Source organism: Ruegeria sp. YKSD163, assembly GCF_059612905.1.
Window position 1 is genome coordinate 1 of sequence record NZ_JBXWRM010000024.1, and the last position, 19,784, is coordinate 19,784.

General features: G+C 61.7%; 18 protein-coding genes and 1 pseudogene. 16 read left to right on the forward strand and 3 right to left on the reverse strand.

Annotated elements, in window-relative coordinates:
* A pseudogene (locus AC2FNA_RS21185) lies at nt 1-165 on the reverse strand (transposase); the annotation flags it as partial.
* A 640-nt stretch (nt 166-805) separates the two neighbouring features.
* Between AC2FNA_RS21185 and AC2FNA_RS21190 the strand changes: the two are divergent.
* Genes AC2FNA_RS21190 through AC2FNA_RS21220 form a run of 7 tightly spaced genes read left to right on the forward strand, consistent with a single transcriptional unit; the run spans nt 806 to nt 9,254 of the window.
* Nucleotides 806-2,023, forward strand: coding sequence for an ABC transporter substrate-binding protein (locus AC2FNA_RS21190; protein WP_496829987.1), 1,218 nt, complete (start codon nt 806-808; stop codon nt 2,021-2,023).
* Between the two features lie 15 nt (nt 2,024-2,038).
* Nucleotides 2,039-2,776: an ABC transporter ATP-binding protein gene (locus AC2FNA_RS21195; RefSeq protein WP_496829988.1), complete on the forward strand. Its 738-nt coding sequence runs from the start codon at nt 2,039-2,041 to the stop codon at nt 2,774-2,776.
* The gene (locus AC2FNA_RS21200; RefSeq protein ID WP_496829990.1) at nt 2,769-3,467 is read left to right on the forward strand and encodes an ABC transporter ATP-binding protein; all 699 of its coding nucleotides are present in this window, start codon (nt 2,769-2,771) and stop codon (nt 3,465-3,467) included. The genes AC2FNA_RS21195 and AC2FNA_RS21200 overlap by 8 nt, the downstream gene beginning before the upstream one ends.
* A gap of 5 nt (nt 3,468-3,472) precedes the next feature.
* Nucleotides 3,473-4,402 (forward strand): branched-chain amino acid ABC transporter permease, encoded by a 930-nt coding sequence (locus AC2FNA_RS21205; RefSeq protein ID WP_496829992.1) that lies wholly within the window; start codon nt 3,473-3,475, stop codon nt 4,400-4,402.
* 3 nt (nt 4,403-4,405) lie between these two features.
* Nucleotides 4,406-5,935, forward strand: coding sequence for a branched-chain amino acid ABC transporter permease (locus AC2FNA_RS21210; RefSeq protein WP_234143750.1), 1,530 nt, complete (start codon nt 4,406-4,408; stop codon nt 5,933-5,935).
* A 1-nt stretch (nt 5,936) separates the two neighbouring features.
* On the forward strand, nt 5,937-8,246 hold the full coding sequence (locus AC2FNA_RS21215) for a N,N-dimethylformamidase beta subunit family domain-containing protein (RefSeq protein ID WP_496829994.1): 2,310 nt from the start codon (nt 5,937-5,939) through the stop codon (nt 8,244-8,246).
* Nucleotides 8,247-8,273: 27 nt separating this feature from the next.
* Nucleotides 8,274-9,254 (forward strand): response regulator transcription factor, encoded by a 981-nt coding sequence (locus AC2FNA_RS21220; RefSeq protein WP_496829996.1) that lies wholly within the window; start codon nt 8,274-8,276, stop codon nt 9,252-9,254.
* Between the two features lie 23 nt (nt 9,255-9,277).
* Here the strand turns inward: AC2FNA_RS21220 and AC2FNA_RS21225 are convergent, their stop codons facing one another.
* On the reverse strand, nt 9,278-10,174 hold the full coding sequence (locus tag AC2FNA_RS21225; RefSeq protein ID WP_496829998.1) for a GntR family transcriptional regulator: 897 nt from the start codon (nt 10,172-10,174) through the stop codon (nt 9,278-9,280).
* On the opposite strand from AC2FNA_RS21225, the gene AC2FNA_RS21230 reads away from it, so the two are divergent.
* The 4 genes from AC2FNA_RS21230 (at nt 10,091) to AC2FNA_RS21245 (ending at nt 13,956) form a co-directional block, all read left to right on the forward strand.
* On the forward strand, nt 10,091-11,038 hold the full coding sequence (locus AC2FNA_RS21230; protein WP_496830000.1) for a class II glutamine amidotransferase domain-containing protein: 948 nt from the start codon (nt 10,091-10,093) through the stop codon (nt 11,036-11,038). The two genes, AC2FNA_RS21225 and AC2FNA_RS21230, sit on opposite strands and share 84 nt — an antisense overlap.
* Complete coding sequence (locus tag AC2FNA_RS21235; protein WP_496830002.1) at nt 11,035-11,727, forward strand: hypothetical protein; 693 nt, start codon at nt 11,035-11,037, stop codon at nt 11,725-11,727. The genes AC2FNA_RS21230 and AC2FNA_RS21235 overlap by 4 nt, the downstream gene beginning before the upstream one ends.
* Nucleotides 11,712-13,151: an FMN-binding glutamate synthase family protein gene (locus AC2FNA_RS21240; RefSeq protein WP_234143756.1), complete on the forward strand. Its 1,440-nt coding sequence runs from the start codon at nt 11,712-11,714 to the stop codon at nt 13,149-13,151. The genes AC2FNA_RS21235 and AC2FNA_RS21240 overlap by 16 nt, the downstream gene beginning before the upstream one ends.
* Nucleotides 13,152-13,230: 79 nt before the next feature.
* A complete protein-coding gene (locus AC2FNA_RS21245; protein ID WP_496830004.1) occupies nt 13,231-13,956 on the forward strand; it encodes a type 1 glutamine amidotransferase in 726 nt (241 codons plus the stop codon).
* A 32-nt stretch (nt 13,957-13,988) separates the two neighbouring features.
* On the opposite strand, the gene AC2FNA_RS21250 is transcribed toward AC2FNA_RS21245, so the two are convergent.
* Nucleotides 13,989-15,179 (reverse strand): FAD-dependent oxidoreductase, encoded by a 1,191-nt coding sequence (locus tag AC2FNA_RS21250; RefSeq protein ID WP_496830006.1) that lies wholly within the window; start codon nt 15,177-15,179, stop codon nt 13,989-13,991.
* 46 nt (nt 15,180-15,225) lie between these two features.
* Here AC2FNA_RS21250 and AC2FNA_RS21255 point away from each other — a divergent pair, with 46 nt between their 5' ends.
* From AC2FNA_RS21255 to AC2FNA_RS21275, 5 genes are all read left to right on the forward strand, one after another.
* Nucleotides 15,226-16,521: a glutamine synthetase family protein gene (locus tag AC2FNA_RS21255; RefSeq protein ID WP_496830008.1), complete on the forward strand. Its 1,296-nt coding sequence runs from the start codon at nt 15,226-15,228 to the stop codon at nt 16,519-16,521.
* Entirely contained in the window at nt 16,521-16,784 is a 264-nt protein-coding gene (locus AC2FNA_RS21260; protein WP_234143760.1) for a EutN/CcmL family microcompartment protein, read from the forward strand. Before AC2FNA_RS21255 ends, AC2FNA_RS21260 begins: the two co-directional genes overlap by 1 nt.
* Nucleotides 16,785-16,824: 40 nt before the next feature.
* Nucleotides 16,825-17,136 carry a BMC domain-containing protein gene (locus AC2FNA_RS21265; RefSeq protein WP_234143761.1) on the forward strand — a complete coding sequence of 104 codons (312 nt, stop codon included), beginning with the start codon at nt 16,825-16,827 and terminating at the stop codon, nt 17,134-17,136.
* A gap of 111 nt (nt 17,137-17,247) precedes the next feature.
* Nucleotides 17,248-18,411: a hypothetical protein gene (locus AC2FNA_RS21270; protein WP_496830010.1), complete on the forward strand. Its 1,164-nt coding sequence runs from the start codon at nt 17,248-17,250 to the stop codon at nt 18,409-18,411.
* Nucleotides 18,404-19,783, forward strand: a complete 1,380-nt coding sequence (locus tag AC2FNA_RS21275) for an aldehyde dehydrogenase family protein (RefSeq protein ID WP_496830012.1) — start codon at nt 18,404-18,406, stop codon at nt 19,781-19,783. The genes AC2FNA_RS21270 and AC2FNA_RS21275 overlap by 8 nt, the downstream gene beginning before the upstream one ends.
* Nucleotide 19,784: the final 1 nt, after the last annotated feature.

Consider the following 19,784-nt stretch of genomic DNA (forward strand, 5'->3'; position numbering starts at 1 on the left):
CACGACATGACGCATCACGGGATCGATGACCAGCCGGTCGGCGTCGTTGACATCCTCGTATCCGGCCAGCCGCCCGAACACCGATTGCCGGAACAACCCGTCGAGCCGATGTAGCGTGTTCTTCCCAGTGCGGGTATCGCGCAGGGCTGCTGACGCAAGATCGTTTTTTCGCGCCGCAGGATGGACGCCCGTTCTTGGGTAGGGGCTCCGTCATCATCGAGACCCAATCCAGCCAACCGCTGGCCCAGACGCTTCACACAATGCTACTTTCTTTCGACGCGGCTTCGGCGGTGGCATCCGCTCCTTCGTCGCAGCCTAGCGCGGCCCAGATACCTCAAAGCCCGCAGCGCCATGCTGAAACCTTCATCGACCTGCTGGTTTGAGTGGCGGCGTTGTGGTGGCTCTGCCGTCAGTCGCGCCTGCCCGTCAGAGCGGTAACCCAGCGCATCTTGGGATCGAGCCAGATCGTCAGCAAGCTCTGGCGTTTGCGCGCTTCGTTATAGGTTGGCCAGTTTCTGGTCTTGAAAGCCTGGGGTGTCCAACTGTTCGTGCCGAACGGCTACCATATTGAACTCACAAGATTAATCCCTCACAGAATTTGTGCAAAAAAGCCTGATACGGCCTGAAGATATGTAAATCTTTGGAAACTACAGACCGCGATTGCGCGTTCCGGGAGGGCCGATTTCATAGTGCATTTGCACCATAGACCGAACGCGGTCGGGTGATGTTTCCTTCACGGTCAGTGAACAGTGAGGAAACGGAAATGCCATTTATCAGCAGAAGACTTTTCTTGAAATCGACAGCGATGGCGGTCACGGCAGCAACCATTGCCGCGCCTGCGCTCGCGGCAGACCCGATCATTCTAGGCGTGCCAACGGCGCAGTCCGGACCGGTTGGTGTTGCCGATCAGAAGGACTGGATGAACGGCGTCACCATGGCGGTGGAAGAGATCAATGCCGCTGGCGGCGTTGGGGGCCGCATGCTCGAGATCAACAATGTCGATATCGACATCCTGACACCCGAGGGCACGCTGGCTGCATTTCAGAACCTCAACGAGGCTGGCGCGCACGCGATCCTGTCGCCCTTCGTACTGATCCCGCAGCCGGCGATGGAGGCCGCAGCGGCGACCGGCATTCCCTATCTTCACGGCAACACCCAACAGGCCTCGCTGGACCTGTTCAAGTCCGACCCGCAGAAATACCGCAACATTTTCCAGATCGATGTGGCCGAAACCTATTATGGTTCGGGTTTTGTCAAGTTCCTTTCGGATCTGAAATCCAGCGGCGCATGGACGCCGAAGAACAACAAGATCCACATCGTGCAGGAGCAGATCGGCTATACCCAGGCGATCTCGAAGGCGACGCAAGATGCGATTGCGGCCTCGGGCGGCGAATGGGAGCTAGGCGCAGTCACCGACATCCAGTTCCCGGTGCAGGACTGGGCTCCGGTCATGCGGGCGCTGAAGGAAACAGATGCGGGTGCGATCATGATCGACCACTGGGTCGCAGCGGAACTGGCCTCTTTCGCGCAGACCTTTGCGGTGGACCCGGTCGAAGGCTCGCTGGTCTACCTGCAATACGGACCGTCACAGCCGGAATTCCTTGACCTCGCGGGCGAGGCGGCGAACGGTTTTGTCTGGGGGTCGGTCATCGGCGCCTATAACGACGAGATGGGCGCAGCGTTCCGCGCGGCCTATCAGGCGAAGTTCCCCGGTACGATGGGGCTGGTCTATAGCGGTGCCGGTTACGACACGGTGCACCTGATGGCCAAGGTCTGGGCCGAGACTGATCCGGGCAATTTCGACGCGGTGGGCAACGCCATCCGGTCGATCCAGCATCGCGGGGTGAGCGGGCTGTACCGGTTCGATAACGATACCCAGTCGGGTACCAGCTATCCCAACCAGACCGACGATCCCGAGGGCGGACAGGCGCATCTCTTCTTCCAGGTGCAGGACGGTGAGCACAAGATCATCGCTCCGTCGCCTTTCGAAGAGTCCGGGTTCCAGCCCGCCTGGTGGATGTAAGCAAAGGCATTTGCAGTGACCATCGCGGACACCAAAGGCATCTTCGGCTGCCGGGGGATAGGAATATCCTTTGGCGGCCGTCCGATCCTGAACGACGTCGCTCTGCATGTCGAAAACCACGAGGTGATGGGACTTGTAGGGCCGAACGGCGCTGGCAAGACCTCGCTGTTCGAGGTTCTGTGCGGACGGTACACACCCACTGCGGGGCAGATCTGGCTGGACGGGACCGATATTTCCGACCACGCGGTGCACGACCGGGCTCGGCTGGGCCTGGCGCGCACGTACCAGAGCCCGGTGGTGCCTTCGGCCATGACCGCGAGCGAGGTGTTCCGCGCGGCGCGTTTTTCGCATAAACCCTATCTGACGAGGTTCGATGCGGAATGGGGCTGCCACCTGGCGCATTTCCACCGCAGCTGGGACACGCCCTGTGGTGCGCTCGATACCTTCGACCGGCGCAAGCTTCTCCTGGCCTGCCTCCTGATGCGCAAGCCCAAGGTGCTGCTCTTGGATGAACCGGCCTCAGGCCTGATCAATTCCGAGATCGACGAACTTGACCTGATCATCCGCCGCCTGGTCGACGAATACGCCCTGGGTGCTGTCCTGATCGAACACCGGTTGGAACTGTTGTCGGCAATTGCCGACCGGGCCGTCGTGCTGGACCTGGGCGAGGTGATCGCCACCGGCACCCCGCGCGAGGTGTTCGACGATCCGCGCGTGCATGCCGCCTATTTCGAGGAGCCGGAACATGCCTGATGTGCTCACGATTTCCGGGTTGACGGCGGGTTACGGCCCGCTTCGGGTGCTGCACGAGATCGATTTTCGCGTCGGCGAAGGCGAACGGGTCGGGCTGGTCGGTCTGAACGGTCACGGCAAGACCACGCTCTTTCGCGCCGTGTCGCATCTCGTCGGGTGGCAGAGCGGTTCGATCAAGCTGAACGGGGTCGAGATCGGCGGCTCCCGGTCCACCGGACCGGGGCGCAAGACGCCCGCAATCGTGCGCCTCGGCTTGGCCATGACCCCGCAGGGTGATGCCATCTTTCCCGGCCTCACGGTGCGCCAGCACCTCGATTGCGGTGCCTATACGCGGCTTGCCTGGCGCGAGCGTCGTCAGCGCCGCGAGATGGTCATGGACATCTTTCCACCGCTCAGACGGCTGGAAGATGCGCTGGTCGGAAAACTGTCGGGTGGCGAGCGGCGCATGGTCTCGGTCGGCCGGGCGCTGATGGTCGAGGCGTCTCTCTACCTGATCGACGAACCATCGCTGGGCCTAGCGCCCAAGATATCGGCCAGCGTGGTCGAGGCGTTGTTCTCCCTTCCGACCGAAGGGCGCGCGATGGTGATCGCCGAGCAAAACGTGGCGCTGCTGTCGGGCCGGGTCGACCGGATGATCGGCATGCATGCGGGGCGCATGCGCGGCGATGTCGGCCACGTGGGATTGGAGTAGGGACGATGGACATTTTCGGAACGATCATTCACGGCCTGAACCTGGCGGCCATCTACGGGCTGATGGCGATTGGCATCTCGATCCTGTGGTCATCCGTGGGCATGATCAACATGGCCCATGGAGCCACCTTTGCTGTATCGGGCTATGTCGCCTGGCTGGCGTCAGCCGCCGCCAAGCCGGTCATCGCCGCCGCTTTTGGCAAGACGCTGGCGGCCACGCTGGCAACGGCGGGCGTGACGGTTGGGGCGGGGATATTGGCTGGCGCGGTTTTCGGTGCGCTCATCTACCTGCTGGCTTTCCTGCCGATCCATGACAAGCCGAATTTCGCAGTGCGGTCGCTGATCATGACCTTGGCGATCAACCTGGCGACGGTGCAGTTGCTGTTGTGGTATTTCGGTCCGCGTCAGCGCGGCCTGCCCAAGCTCTTTGGCTTCGGCAAGTTCGAGGTTCTGGGCATTCCGGTGCGCTACGACCAGGCCGGCGCGATCCTGTCGACCGCAGTGATCCTGACCTTGGTGTTGCTGTGGTTGAGGATGTCGCGCAAGGGGCTGGAAATCCGGGCGATGATGCAGAATCCCGAAGGCGCGGTGCTGTCGGGGATCTCGGTGCGATGGACGGCGCTTCCGGTCACGATGCTGACCGGGGCCCTGGCGGGGCTGGCGGCGATTCTTCTCTCCCAGACGATATTCGTCAGCCCCACCTCTGGCGCCTTGCCGCTGATCAAAGGATTGACCATCGCTTTGCTGGGCGGCCTGGGTTCGGTTCCCGGTGCGGTGGCCGGGGCCGTCATTATCGGGTTCCTCGAGGCCACGGTCGGGGCCATCCCCTTCCTGGGCCAGAGATACGTGCTGTTTGCCAGCTTCATTTTCATCATCACGGTCCTGATCATCCGCCCTCGCGGTTTGGGTGGGCTGTTGGACGAGACGCGGGAATAGCACATGTCCGAGACCAAGACCTTTTATCAGATCGGAACGCGCCCGCAGGAGTTGCTGTTCTATCCGGCGAGTGATGCGCCGATGCGCCGCTATCGGTTGCCCTTCACCCGCCGGCACCTGCTGAAATGGCGCAGCCGCGCCAATCCCAAGTCCTTGCGGCAAGAGCGTCGGCTGGCCGACAAACGGCCATTGTGGTGGACGCTGGGCCTGGGTGGCCTTCTGGTGGCTGCGCCCTTTCTGTCGAATTCGATGCTGACCATCGCGGCGATCTTCTGCATGTTTGCGGCCATCAACGTTTTGTGGACGCTGGTGATCGGGACTGCGGGCATCTTTTCGTTGGCCACGCTTGCGATCGTCGGCATCGGTGGCTATGCGGCCGCCGCTTTGAACGTCTGGCTTGGCTTGCCATGGCCGCTGATGTTCGTGGCTGGCGGGATGGCCGGGCTGATGATCGGGGGGGTGCTCGCCCTGCCGTCGACCCGGCTGGACGGGCTCTACTATGCCCTGCTGACCATGGGATTTGCCGAGATCTGCCGCCTGTTCGTGGTTCAGTTGAAGGTGCTGGGTCCGACCAACGGTTCGATCAATAACGTAGGCAGTTTCATCCCCGAAGCGTGGTTCCTGCAACGGCCCGGTTTGCTGATGGGGTTTGCCGGGGCGTTCGTCCTGCTGCTGCTGGCGCTGCTTACGTTCCGGATCGTCAATTCCGAACGTCTTGGCATGCTGCTGCAAACCTCACGCGAAGAGGTGGGCGGCGAGGCCTTTGCCGAGGCGATCGGCATCGACTACCGCCGGGCACGGATGCACGTGTTCCTGATCTCCTCGACAGGGCTTGGGGTGATCGGGGCGTTCTATGCCATGTTCTACCAGTCGATTTCGCCTTCGATCTTTTCGCTGGACCAGTTGCTTCTCCTGTTCGCGATGATCGTGATCGGTGGATTGGGCCGGTCCGAGGGCGCGGTGATCGGCACCGCCATCGTGGTGCTGATCGACAAGGGCATGCTGGATCTGGGACCGCTCCGCGTGTTGCTGATCGCGACCATAATGCTGGGGGTCACTTTGTGGACCCATAACGGCATCGTCGGCATCCGCGACCAGTTCCGAGGCTATCGCAATCGCAAGAAATCAGAGGCGCGTGCGCGCCGCACGGAAAAGGGAGGTGAGGTCATGCCGGAAGAGGCGATTGAGTTTACTGACAAGCAGGAGATCTACTATCGCCGCTTTCACAAGCGTCTTCGCGATCACCTGAAATCATTGATCACCGAGGATCTGATCGAGGAGCACCGGCGCGATCCGCTGGGCAAGCATTCCGACAACCTGAACCGGGTGCTGAACTATTTCCGGCGCGGCGAGATGGCGGACAAATATGCCATCATGCGCCTGCCCGAGGGGTTCCACAAATACAAGATCGTCGCCTTTTCGGGCGTACGAGGGGCACCGCCGCGGCTGGTGGACGACAAGCTCTACGAAAACCTCAACGATGCCTATCACGCGGTGTTCCTGCTGCGCGTGAACGACCTGTTGGAAAGCTGACATGACCAATACCCGCATTTTCGGCTATGCCGACCCGCTGAACCCCAAGGCCGGGGAAAACGTCGACTTCATGATTTCGGTCGAAGGCCGCCACGAGGTCGAGGCAAAGCTGGTGCGTCTGGTTCACGGAGACCAGAACCCGGATGGTCCAGGTTTCATCGAAGAGGAGGTCGAGGTCGATCTGCCCCGCTGGCTTGACGCGAAACGGCAATACACCCAGATCGGGGCCTTTGCGCAATGCGACGACCCCGATGGGCGTCTGGAAGGACTCAAGAGCTTCACCCTTTTTGCCCATGTCTATCCAACGCTGGCCAAGACCGAACGGCAGATGATCATGGGCCGTTGGGCGATCGAGGGGAACCGGGGCTATGGCCTGGGCATCGACCCCGAAGGGCATGTTTCGCTGTGGCTGGGCGACGGCAAGCAGGTCGACCAGATCACGACCGAGATTTCGCTGGTGCCCTACGCCTGGTATTTTATCGCGGCCAGCTTTGACTCCACGACGGGACAAGCTGCGCTGCACGTGATCAACTGCGTGAACGCTTGGAACTCGCGCATTTCGACCGTGGTGCCGTTCGAGGACGATACCTGGGTCGAGGAAGTGTTGCGGATCAAGCCGGTCGACACCGGCGCGGATGCGCCGTTCAAACTGGCTGCCGCGACGGCGTGGAACTCTCAGCGCGGCTCATATGCGTCCTTCCTGTTCAACGGCAAGCTGGACCGCTCCGGCGTTTACGGCCGGGTTCTGACGCGAGACGAGATCGCGGCGCTGGCCTCCGGCGGCAAGCCTGGTGAAGACAAGCTGATCGCCTATTGGGACCCGACCGAGGGGATCACGCCCAAGGGCGTTGGGGATGTAATTGCCGACACCGGGCCGCATGGGCTGCATTTGCAGGGTGTGAACCGCCCGGTGCGCCTGATGACTGGGGTGAATTGGCGTGGGGCCGACAGCTTCCACATGGCGCCGGAAACTTATGGGGGCGTGCATTTTCACGACGACGCCCTGACCGACAGCAAATGGGAGAAAACACATTCCCTGACCCTGCCCGCCGATCTGCGCAGCGGGGTCTATGCCCTGCGCCTGCGCGCCGGCGAGGCCGAGGACCACATTCCCTTTATCGTGCGGCCCCGGACCCCGCGCGCCCGGATCGCATTCCTGCTGCCGACCTTCACCTATCTGGCCTATGCCAACGAACATCTCAGCTACGAGGCACCGATCGCCCAGGCGATTACCGGCCATACGCCGATCGTCACCGCCGAGGACCTGGAGTTCAAGAAACTCGAGGAATTCGGCCTGTCGACCTATGACCATCACACCGATGGTGCGGGCTGCTGCTATTCGTCCTGGCGACGGCCTATCATTTCGATGCGGCCGAAATACCGTCTTCCGGCCATGGGATTCCCCTGGGCGCTGCCGGCTGACCTGTCGCTGCTGTGGTGGCTTGAGCATGCGGGCTATGACTATGACGTATTGACCGATCATGACCTGCATGCCGAAGGTGTCGCGGCCCTGCGCCCTTATAAAGTGGTCCTGAACGGTACCCATCCCGAATACTACTCGGAACAGATGATGGACGGGACCGAAGATTACCTGCGCGAAGGGGGGCGGGTAATGTATCTTGGTGGCAACGGATATTACTGGGTCACGGGCACCCGCGAGGACGAGCCGCACTGCATCGAGGTGCGCAAGCTGGATGCCGGCAGCCGTGCTTGGCAGGCGGAACCGGGAGAAGGGCACCTGGCCTGTACCGGAGAGCGTTCGGGTCTGTGGCGGTCGCGCGGGCGAGCGCCACAAAAGATCGTGGGTCTGGGCTTTACCACCGAAGGGATGGATTCCAGCGAGTCGTTCGAGCGGATGCCGGATTCGTTCCACAAGCGGGTTTCTTGGATCATGGAAGGCATCGGCGACCAGGAATCGATCGGCGATTTCGGGCTGGCCCTCGGCGGCGCAGCTGGGGTCGAACTTGACCGGTACGACCTTGTGCTGGGCACGCCTCCGCACACGATGTTGCTGGCTTCGAGCTGGGGTCACTCCGACAATTATCCGCTGGTCAGCGAAGAGGTTACCTATGCCTTTCCGGGTCGCGGCGGCACCCAGGACGCACAGGTGCGTGGCGACATGATCTATTTCACCACGCCGAACAATGGCGCGGTCTTTGCCGCGGGTTCCATCGCATGGAGCCAGGCTTTGCCGTGCCACGGGGGTGAAAACAATGTTGGCACCATCATGCGCAACGTGCTGAACGCCTTCATAAAGGATGGCAAATTACCCGGTACACAGTATACTGGCGACGAAAAACTATGGCGATAGAGCCCGCTGTCCAAAGGGGGCAGCCGCATGAAGAACAGCCTGCACGCGTTTTCCAGTTTCGTGTCCGAGATCCACGACCGGGTTCGGACGGACGATGCTGAAGGCCTTGCCCGTTGGGCCGTGGGTGAATTGTCGGAAACCCTGGGGTTTGATGCTGCTTGGTACGGCTGGGCCGACATCAATCCGGAAGGGGTGGTGGTGCACGCCAACGCCACCGTCAACCTGCCGGATGATTTCTACGACACCTGGCTGACGATTGCCGACGACGATCTTCTGGCGGAAAAGTTCCTGAAAGATCCGAGCGGGATCGCGACCTACAGCCGGTCCGGCCCGCATCAGACCGAGGGAATGGTGCATTTGGCCGACACCTACGGGCTGACGAAACTCGCCACCGCGATGCACATGCGTCCGGGGCGCATCGCCTCGTTCTATCTATCCAGTTACCGCACGGGTCGTCACGTGCGGGACTGGTCCGAGACCGAACAGCAGTTTCTGCAATGCGCCGTGGATCAACTGTCGGAAGCGATGAAACTTTCGACCGCTGAGCCCGGGCGTGGAGAAAGCGCAGGCTCCGTGACGATATTTGTCAACGAAAACGGCATTGGCATTCTTGGGCTTGGCAATTTGCGGGACCAATTGGGCACGCTCTGGCCGGAATGGAAAGATGATCTGCTGCCCGAACATCTGCGCCGTCTGGTCAAGACACCGGGCGAATACATCATGACCGAGCGGGATATGGTCGTGACTTGCGAGGAGGCCCCCGGACTCGGTGGAATGGGATTGCGAAAGCTTACCCTCAGACGACTCAGCCCGCTGGACCTCCTGACTCACCGCGAGCGCGAGGTCGCGCGGGTTCTGGCGGCAGGCAAAAGCCACAAGGAAGCTGCCCGCATCCTCGGCGTGGCGCCGGCGACGATCCGCAACCAGACACAGGCGATCTATGCCAAGCTGGGGGTCGCGAACCGGGCAAGCCTGTCGTCGCTGCTACACTCTTTGCGCGGCATTTGAGCCACCGAGCAAAGTCAGAACCACTATTCCCACTGGCCGGACGCGATCTGCAATTCCAGTCCGTCGTTGATATGGTCGATCATGGCCGCAGCGGCGATCGAGCCGTCCTTGGTCTCGATGGCATCGATCAGTGCCATGTGCCCGCCAAGTGATTTGGCCAGATCGCCGGACCGGATCGTCGAAAACACGGTAAAGGAAGATCCCCGGTTCCAGATGTTTTCCGAGAACTCCAGCAGGTAGCGGTTTTCCGATGCTTCCACGATGGCGCGGTGAATCTGGTAGTTGGCCATGAAATAGGCTTCAACCGAGTCGTTTCGGAGGTCTTCTGCCTTGGAAATCGTTTCACGCAGAGAATCGTAAACGGCCTTGTTTCCGTTGCTGGCAAGCAACCGAGCGGCGTAGGCTTCGATCGCGCAGCGTGAGCCATAGAGTTCGCGGATCTCGGCCAGATCAAGCTGACGAATACGGAAACCGCCGTGGCCGGCAACCTCGAGAATGCCTTCCTGCTCCATTCGGAACAGAGCCTCGCGGACCGGCGTGCGGCTGATTTCGAACTGTTCGGCAAGCTTTTCCTGAACGATCCGATCCTGAGCGGAGATATCGCCCGCCCGAATCGCGGCCATGATCTGCTCATAGACCTGATCCGCCAGTCGAAGTCGGGGTTGCGACAAAGATTTGAAAGCCATGCAATGTGCCCTTTTGTTCCGGGATACAGGATACAACTGTCCGGCGGAAGTGTGAACGCGACGAATTTCCCTTGCGCATTCTTGAGTACTGTATACAGTATACGGAGAAAGAAACCGTGCGCCATGGGCGAATACTGGAGGTAAACGAATATGTGCGGAATCGCTGGGCGAATACTGAACGCGCCGGGCAAGGTGGGGCGCGATCTCGTGGAGCTCATGCATGCGCAAGAGCATCGCGGGGCGGATTCCACCGGATTTGCGATCTACGGTGTCCCGAGGAACAGCGGCTATGTCGTGCGCGCGATGGGATTTGACCGCGCCACCCTGGGCAAGGACCTGGAGAACTTTCACGCGATCCTTCGGGAACACGGCGGCGACTTCGTCGATGACCCGACCTGGGATGACAGCCGCGACAAGCACTATTCGGTGCGAATGACCATCACGGATCCTGCGGATCTGGCCCGCTGGACACAAGCCGCCGACGAAATCTGCGACCGGCTGGAGATGCAATCCGTGGGCCGGTCGCTGGAAATAATCAAGGACACCGGCGGCGCCTATGCCGTGGCCGACAAGCACGGTGTGCGCGACATGATCGGTACGCATGGGCTGGGCCATGCCCGCCTGGCGACCGAAAGCGACGTTCGTCCAAATGCCAGCCACCCGTTCTGGGCACGTCCATTTGCCGATGTGGCCATCGTGCACAATGGTCAGATCACCGACTATTACTCCTGGCGCGACAGGTTGCAGCGAAAGGGCTATCGCTTCCTGACCTACAACGACAGCGAGCTGATCGCCGTCTGGGTGTCGGACCGGATGAAACAGGGGCTGGACCTGGAGGCCGCGCTGACCCGTTCGATCAGGGAGATCGACGGCGTGTTCACCTACATGATCGGAATGCCGGGCCGGATCGGTTGGGCCAAGGACCGCTTCGCGATGAAGCCGCTGGTTGTGGTCAATCAGAATGGCGACATCGCCGCCGCGACCGAAGAACAGGCCGTGCGTCGCGTGTTCGACCAAGATGACGTCGATATTATCAATTACGACGGTCCCAGCCTGCACGGCATCTGGGGTGTCGGCAACCGGGAGGCGGCGGCATGAGCGACGTCATCATCGAAGTCGGCGACCGTCCGGTCCGGGAAGTCCACGAAGAGATTCAGGCCGCGGCCAAGGCGGGCAAGTCGATCGTCGTGCGCCACACGATGTCGCGCCACAATCTGGGTGTCGGCCTGCCCGCGGGTTGCAAGATCCGGTTCGAGGGGTCGGTGGGCTACTATTGCGGTGGCCTGAACAACGGCGCCACCATCGAGATCCAGCGCAATGCCGGCTGGGGCTGCGGAGAGGCCATGGACTCGGGCCTTATCACCGTTGGCGGATATGCCGGCATGTCGGTTGGTGCTGCGATGCTGGGCGGAACCATCCACGTCAAGGGAGACTGCGGCCCTCGCGCCGGTGTCGCCATGAAGGGCGGCAACATCATTGTCGAAGGCAAGATCGGTTATCAGTCGGGCTTTATGGCGCATGGTGGCAAGATCATCGCATTGGGCGGTGCAGGGCCGTCCTGTGCCGATGCCCTGTGGCAAGGCGAGGTCTGGGTTACGGGCGATATCGAGGATCTCGGGGTTGACGCTGTCGTGACCGAACCCACGGCCGAACAGGTGGCCGAGGTCGATGCGATCCTCGATCCCTTGGGTCTGAAAGACACTTCTCGCAACTGGCGCCGGATCGTTGCCGGACAGCGCCTTTGGTACTTCGAAAGCAGGGACGCAAAAGCATGGCTGATGATATAAAACAACCCTACGAGTTCCCGTTCGAGGAAGCATCGGAAGAACTGATCAAGTTCGGTGACGGAGCCATAGACGGGCGGCCCGCCGGTGTTCCGTCATCCTATGACGAAGGCGGTTCGACCCGCTGGACACCCGAAGCGATCTCGGAAATGCACGCGCTGGCGCAGCTGGGGCGATATCAGGTCCGGGGTTACAACACCTTCAACAAACGGTTGCCTACCTGGGACGACCTGACCTTTGTCCCGGCCACCATGACGCGGCTGCCGCTTGAAGGGTATCGCGAGAAATGCGAGACCAGGACAGTGCTGGGCGGTGGCCGGGGGCTGGTGGAGAACCCTATCGAGCTGGATATCCCGATCTACATCGCGTCGATGTCCTTTGGCGCTCTGTCGGCCAGCGCAAAGGAAGCACTGGGTCATGGCGCGTCCAAGGCGGGCACGATGACCTGCACCGGCGAAGGTGGCATGCTGGAGGAAGAGCGTGCGGCATCGAAGACGCTGGTCTACCAGATGTCTCCGGCGCGCTACGGGCTGGACCTGGATCACCTGCGCCGGGCAAACGGACTGGAACTGGTGGTTGGGCAGGGCGCAAAACCCGGCACTGGCGGTCTGCTTCTGGGGATGAAGGTTTCTCCACGCGTGTCGAAGATGCGCACCCTGCCCGAAGGTGTCGACCAGCGGTCGACCATCCGCCACCCTGACTGGCTGGGTGCGGATGACCTTGCGGTCAAGATCGAGGAGCTGCGGATCGCCACCGACTACAAGGTGCCGATCTTCGTCAAGATGGGTGCGACCCGCCCGCGCTATGATGTGGCGGTGGCCGCCAAGGCAGGAGCGGACGTGGTCGTGGTCGACGGTGCCGAAGGTGGCACCGGCGCTTCACCCGAACTACTGCTGAACCACACCGGCATTCCCGCCATGTCCGCCATTCCGGCCGCGCGCGAGGCGCTGGACGAATGCGGCATGTCCGGCAAGGTCTCGCTCGTGGCCGCCGGCGGTATCCGCACCGGAACCGACGTGGCCAAGGCGCTGGCGCTTGGGGCTGACGCGGTGATGATAGGCAATGGCGCAATGATGGGCCTGGGCTGCAACTCGCCCCGGTATCTCGAGGACTATCTGGCGCTTGGTACCTCACCCGGAGCCTGCCACCATTGCCACACCGGGCGTTGTCCGGTCGGCATCGCCACGCAGGACCCGAAACTGGAAGCGCGCATGAACGTGGCCGCCGGGGCCGAGCGGATCGCACGTCTGCTGACCGCGATGACCATGGAAGTAACGGCGCTGGCGAAAGCCTGCGGCAAGTCGTCTGTGCACAATCTCGAAACCGAGGATCTGCGCGCGCTGAGTTTCGAGGCATCGGCCTTTACCGGCGTCAAGATGGCTGGCATCGACCGCCCATTCGATTGGGCGGGCGGACGCAAGGGCTGAGTTCGTTCTCGACTTGCCCTTGGGTTGCGAAGGACCGTGCCACCTCCCCGGCGCGGTCCTTTTTCATAGGAGAATGATAATGGCGCGTCGCCGCATTCTGGTGTTTCAACATCATCCCGCCGAGCATCTTGGCCGTTTCCTGCCACTGTTCGATGCGCATGGGTTGGTTCCGGTCACCGTCCAACTGGATCAGGGCGACGCTGTGCCCGACTTGAGCGGATTTGACGGGTTGTGGGTTCTGGGTGGTCCGCAACAGGTATGGCAAGAGCAGCAATACCCTTGGTTGGTGACAGAGAAAGCGGCAATCCGCACCGCAGTTCGGGATTTTGGATTGCCGTTCTTCGGGCTGTGTCTTGGCCATCAATTGCTTGCCGACGCGTTGGGCGGCGAGGTTGGGCCAAGCAAATCGCCCGAAGTCGGCATCCTGCCCGTCGACTTGACGGAAGACGGTGCCGCGCACGTGTTGTTCTCCGGCCTCGGTCCGGTCATGACCTGCGTGCAGGGACACGGAGCCGAGGTTTCGCGACTTCCGCCAGGGGCGATTTCACTGGCGCGGTCACCCGCATGCGGGGTTCAGGCCATGCAAGCGGGTCGCCGGGCGTTCAGCCTGCAATTTCACATGGAGCTGACACCGGAGATGATCGACGCCTGCCTGAAGTTGCCCGAATACAAGGCGGATTTCGACGCGATGCTGGGCGATGATGGGGTGCGCGACTTTATCGTGACTAACCGGCACCGCGCGCCGCAGTTCGAAGCGGATGCTGAACGTATCCTCGGGAACTGGGTCGGGATCGCCTTCGCCTGATCGCGCCGGGCGGTGCAACCAGCCGAGGTGCTTTATCTCCCCGAAGGGCTTTCGTTCGGAGAAAGCTTCATGCGCGGTCCCAGCTTGAACCGGTCCGGAGTTCCGAAATCGCGGAGCCCGACACCGGCGGCAAACTCGCCGAACACAGGCCCATGCTTCAACAGGTGCCCCGAACATCCACCGGCCAGCAGCACGTTTTTATGCTCGGGGTGGAAGTCCAGGATGAAGTGGGTGTCGGGCGTGATGATGATCTGGTTGAACTTGCTGTCCACAACGCGTTGCCCCTTCAATCCGGGCAGGCGGTGGTCAATGTATTGCCGGGTGCGCGAAATCATCTTTTGCCGGATCAGCCGTTCGTCGTTGTCCAGGTCGATCTGGTCGGGGATCACGACCGCAGCCTTGACACCCGAGCCTTCGACGGATGGCAGGCCGAAGCTGCCTTTTCCGTGGTCGATCCAGCAAGGCATCCGGCTTTGGTCGAAGAGTTCCGAACCGTCCGGCGTTGAGTGATAGAGAACGTTCACCCCGGCCACGACCGAGATCGGCTTGACCGTGCGCGGGAACATGTCGGCCATCCAGGGACCGGTGGCCACAACGACCAGATCCGCCTCCAGCGGCTTGCCATCCAGACAGGGGCGTTCGGCCGCGTCCGTGGTGACATGCCCGCGCCGGATCGTGCCACCCAGCCGCTTGAGCAGGGCCACAGCCGTGATCAGGGCGCGATGCGCCATGATCATGCCGGCCTCGGGTTCATGAATCGCATATTTGATCCCCTTCGGATCGAACTGCGGAAAGAAGGTTCTGACATCATCGGGGCGATAGGTGTGATAGGGCACGCCAAGTGCGTCGAAGGTGGCGCAGGTGTTGTCTTCCCAGGCGCAATGCCCCTCGGTCGCAAGAATGAGTGCTCCGCATTCGTAATAGAGTTTCTGCCCGGTTTCCTGCTCGAGCTCGAGCCATCGCAACCGCGCCTCGCGCGCCCAGCGGGTATAGAAATGATCCTTGCCGTGAATGGCGCGAATCACACGGTTATAGTCAGAGGACGTGGCGCGGGCGTGGCCGGGTTCCCATCGGTCGATCAACTCGACCTGAACGCCACGGCGGGCCAGGGAAACAGCGGTCATGAGGCCGGCAATTCCCCCGCCGACAACGATTGCTTGGGGTTTTTTCATCTCGTCCAACTTTCTTCTTGCACGGTGCTGCATTCTGTATACAGTATACATAACGTGAGCGCAAAAGACTTTTGTCGCGAACCGGGAGGAAAAAATATTGAGCGAACAGGATTACAGCTTGCCGCCTGGCACTCATACGGTGGCATTTGGCATGGGCGATCTAAATGGCATCATGCGCGGAAAGCGCATTCCCGCCAGCCATTGGGAAACGACGTGCAAGAGCGGCAATGCGCTTTCGATTGCTCTTCTGGCGCTGGATATGACGTCGGATGTCTGGGACACGCCTTATGTCAATTTCGACAATGGCTATCCTGACATGCACATGTTCCCGCTGACCAAGCCGGTGGCGACACCGTGGGAACCCGGTGTGGCCTTCTGCATGGCACGGGCCGAAGGAATGGACCACAAGCCGGTTCCGATCGACCCGCGCGGCGCATTGGTGGCTCAGGTCGAAAGGGCCGCAAGAATGGGGTTCGAGGTCAAGACCGGAACAGAGCTCGAATTCTACCTTCTCGATCCCGAAACGCTGAGACCAAAGGATACGGGAATCCAGGTCTATAGTCTGGCCCGCGCGGCTCGGCTGGAGCACGTTCTCGGGCCGATCCGTCAGCAGATCAACGAGATGGGCATCGCCATCGAGCAGTCCAACCCCGAATACGGACCAGGACAGGTCGAGGTGAACATCCGCTATGACGAGGCGCTGAAATCGGCCGATCAGGTGATCATGTTCCGCTCGCTTGTACGGCAGCTAGCACAGTCCGAAGGCTATATGGCAACCTTCATGGCCAAGCCTTTCATCGATCAATCGGGCAGTGGGTTCCACACCCACTATTCTTTGTGGAAAGACGGCAGGAACGCGTTTTCAAACGATGGCAAGCTGAATGATACCGGTTTGTCGTTCCTGGCTGGTCTGCAAAAGCATATGGCCGAGATCGCGCTGGCCGGGTCGAGTACGCCCAACGCCTATCGCCGCCGTCAGCCCTATACCTTCTGCCCGACCAACAACAGCTGGGGCTATGATAACCGCACCGTCGGGTTGCGGGTGATCGAAGGCGATGCCAGCGCGGTCCGGATCGAAAAGCGGGATGCTTCGGCCGACTGTAACCCGTATTACCTGTTGGCCTGTGACATCGCGGCCGGCCTTGACGGGATCGAACAGGGCTTGCGTCCGACCGAGCCCTGCATGGGCAACGCCTATGAGTTCGAAGGCGCCGATCCACTGCCGTTGAACCTGCCCGACGCGATTGCCGCGGCCAAGGACAGTGAGTTGATGACCCGCGTGATGGGTGAAGACCGCAAACTGATCCTGATCCAGCAGGCGGAGCGCGAGGTCGAGTTCTTTGCCCAACAGGTCACGCAGGTCGAGATTGACCGTTACATGAGGAATTTCTGATGCGGATTGCTCGTGTCATCGGAACGGCTACGGCCACGGCCAAGGCGGCCGGACTGTCGGGTCACAAGTTGCTGATCGTCGACGTCCAGGATGCCAGGGGCAAGGTGATCGAACCTTCGCTGGTCGCCGTGGACACGGTCGGCGCCGGGCGCGGCGATCTGTGTCTGATGGTGCAGGGTTCCTCGGCACGAATTCCCGCGGGCGCGGCCGGTCTTCCGGTCGATGCAACGCTGATTGCAGTGATCGACACCGTGTCGGTCTGAACCAAACAGAAAAGACAGCTACATCAAAGGAGAAATGAGCATGGCTCAGAAAACGGCTGCAGGGCAGACCGCCCTGGGAATGATTGAAACCCGTGGCCTGGTTGCGTCGATCGAAGCGGCGGACGCGATGGTCAAGGCGGCCAGTGTCACCATGGTGTGTCAGACCAAATCCGGCGGCGGCCTGATTTCGACGCTGATCCGGGGCGAAGTGGGAGCGGTCAAGGCCGCAACTGATGCCGGTGCCACTGCCGCCAACAAGGTCGGCGAAGTGGTTGCCGTTCATGTCATCGCGCGCCCGCATGAGGAACTCGAAAGCTTCCTTTCGGCGCTTGGCGGCGGCAGCGCCGACTGAACCCGAAACAAGAGCTGAAGTGGCAAGGCGGCGGACAGTCAGTTCGCCGACCCGCTTCCCATGCGCAGGTGACAGATGAGCGTTGCTGGATTTGAAGAATTCGCGAACACGGTGAGCAGCCGGACAAGTACCCGCGCCGCAACCCCAGGTCGCGCCCTGACGCGGGTGACCGTGCTGGGCGGCGGGGACGATGCGCGCATGTATGCTGCTCTGGCCCTTGCGGAAAACCGGGAGGTCACTCTCTTTTCGGCTTACGGGCAGGAACTGGACGACTTGCGGAGCGCCGGCAGCGTGACCCTGCGTGGCGAGGGCCCGATTGGTTCGTTCCATGTAAACCAGCCCTCGGGGCCATCCATCCGCACCACTGCGGCGCTGGATCAGGCTGTAGCCGGGGCCGAACTGATCCTGCTGACCGGTCCGCTCCACAAGCAGCGCACCTATGCAATGGTTCTTGCGGATCATCTGCGGGACGGGCAGGTCCTGGTTCTGCCCAACGCCCGCTCTCTGGGCGCTGTCGAGGTGGCCTGGCTGTTGCAGACCGGCGGTTGTGCCGCCGATGTGACCATTGTTGAATGCGGCGGTGCACCCTACTGGATCCAGCGGGATAGGTCGGCGCTGGTCCTGTCGGCTTGCGGTCCGGTTCCGGTGGCGACTCTCCCCCAGGGTCGCTCCGACGTGCTTTCCGGGTTGAAGCCCTTGTTTCCCAACGCCAGTGCGGAACTCTCGTGCGTGCATTCCGGCTTTGACGACGCCAGTGCGGCGGTCGAGCTTCCGGCACTGCTGATTGGTGGTCCGGCCGCCTCCGACGGTGCGCCGTTGGTGCAGCAAGGTGGCGTGCCGTTGGCCGAAAACGCGACTTTCCGCACTCTGATCGGCGCAGCGCATCAGGCCGTGATCGCGCGGCTTTGGGAAGAACGTGTCGCCGTGGCCGCAGATTTTGGCGTGCGCGGTCTCGAGGACGCGGTGGCAGCCACACAAAGGGTCGCGGGTAATCTGCGCGGCGCGGGCGCCCGGCAGATTCCCGACAGCGCCGAGGCGAAGGAGCTTTTGCGCGCCGGGGTGATCGGGTCTCTGATCCCGTTGGTGTCGGCAGCCGATCTGACCGGACGCAATGTGCCGATGACGCGGGCAATGATCGACTTGGCCATGACCGTGCTCGAGCGCGACCTGCGCGGAGCCGGGCGCAGTCTCAACTCAATCGGCGTAACGGCGACGGATGTCAGCGCAGCGCGCCTCCAGTTTGATGCAATTCTGAACGGGGGCCTCCATGGATAAGGATCTCAAATCCATCGCCAGCGCCCGCCGCACCGTCGAACGGGCGTGGGAAGCTTACAACAAGTTTCTGGGCACCGACCCCAAGCTGATCGACGAAATCGTCGATGCCATGGCACGCGCGATCGAACCCGAGGCCGAGCGGCTGGCGGTGCTGGCGGTCGAGGAAACCGGATACGGTAACGTGCCCGACAAGCGGGTGAAGAACCTTTTCAATGCCCTGTCGGTGGCCGATTACCTGCGCGAGATTACGACACTGGGCGTGTTGTGGCGCGACGATGCCGCCAAGATCGCGGCTATCGGGGTGCCGATGGGGGTGGTGGCTGCATTGATCCCGGTGACGAACCCGAATTCCACCATCATCTACAAGGTGCTGAGCGCAGTGAAAGCCGGCAACGCCATCGTCTGCGCGCCGCATCCGCGCGGCCTGAAATCGGGGATCGAGACGGTCAAGATACTTGCCGACGTCGCCGAGAGCATGGGTGCCCCCAAAGGGCTGATCCAGTGCCTGGAGGAAGTCACACTGGAAGGCACCGCCGAACTGATGCGGCACAAGCGTACCAGCGTTGTCATGGCCACCGGTGGGCCGGCGATGGTCAAGGCGGCCTATAGCTCGGGCAAGCCGACCTTGGCAGTGGGGGCGGGCAACGTGCCCTGCTATGTCCACAAATCCAAGGCGCATATGCTGGGCGAAGTGGCCGAGCAGATCATCACCTCTAAATGCTTCGACTATGGTACCGCCTGCGTCAGCGAACAGGCCGTGGTGGCGGACAAGGAGATCGCCCGGGAGCTGCGCCAGGAGATGAAGATGCGCGGTGCCTATTTCTGCACACCGCAAGAGGCCGACCGGCTGGCCAAGGTTATCTTTTCCGGCAAGCACGCGATGAACCCGAGCAACGTGGGGCAAAGCCCCGAAAGCCTCGCCCGTCAGGCCAGTATTTCGCTGCCGCCCAACACGCGCTGCCTTGTCAGCGAGGAATCCGAGATCGGCTGGCACCGCCCGTTGACGGCTGAAAAGCTGAACCCGGTGCTGGCGTTCTTCGAGGCGCCGACCAGCGAGGAAGGCGTCAACATCGCCGAGCGCATTGCCAAGTTCGAGGGCTGGGGGCATTCGTCGATCATCCATTCCGACGATCCTTCGATCGTGGCCGAGTTCAGCCGCATTCCGACGGGCCGCATCCTGGTCAACACGCCAGGCATCCTGGGTGGCATGGGCTACTCCACCGATCTGGAACCCTCATTCATGCTGGGCACCGGCACATGGTCGGGCTCGATCACATCGGACAACGTGACGGCGTTGCACCTGATCAACATCAAGCGCGTGGCCTACGAGAACCGGCCTTGGCGCGACATCTATGAAGATTACGGAGCTTGAT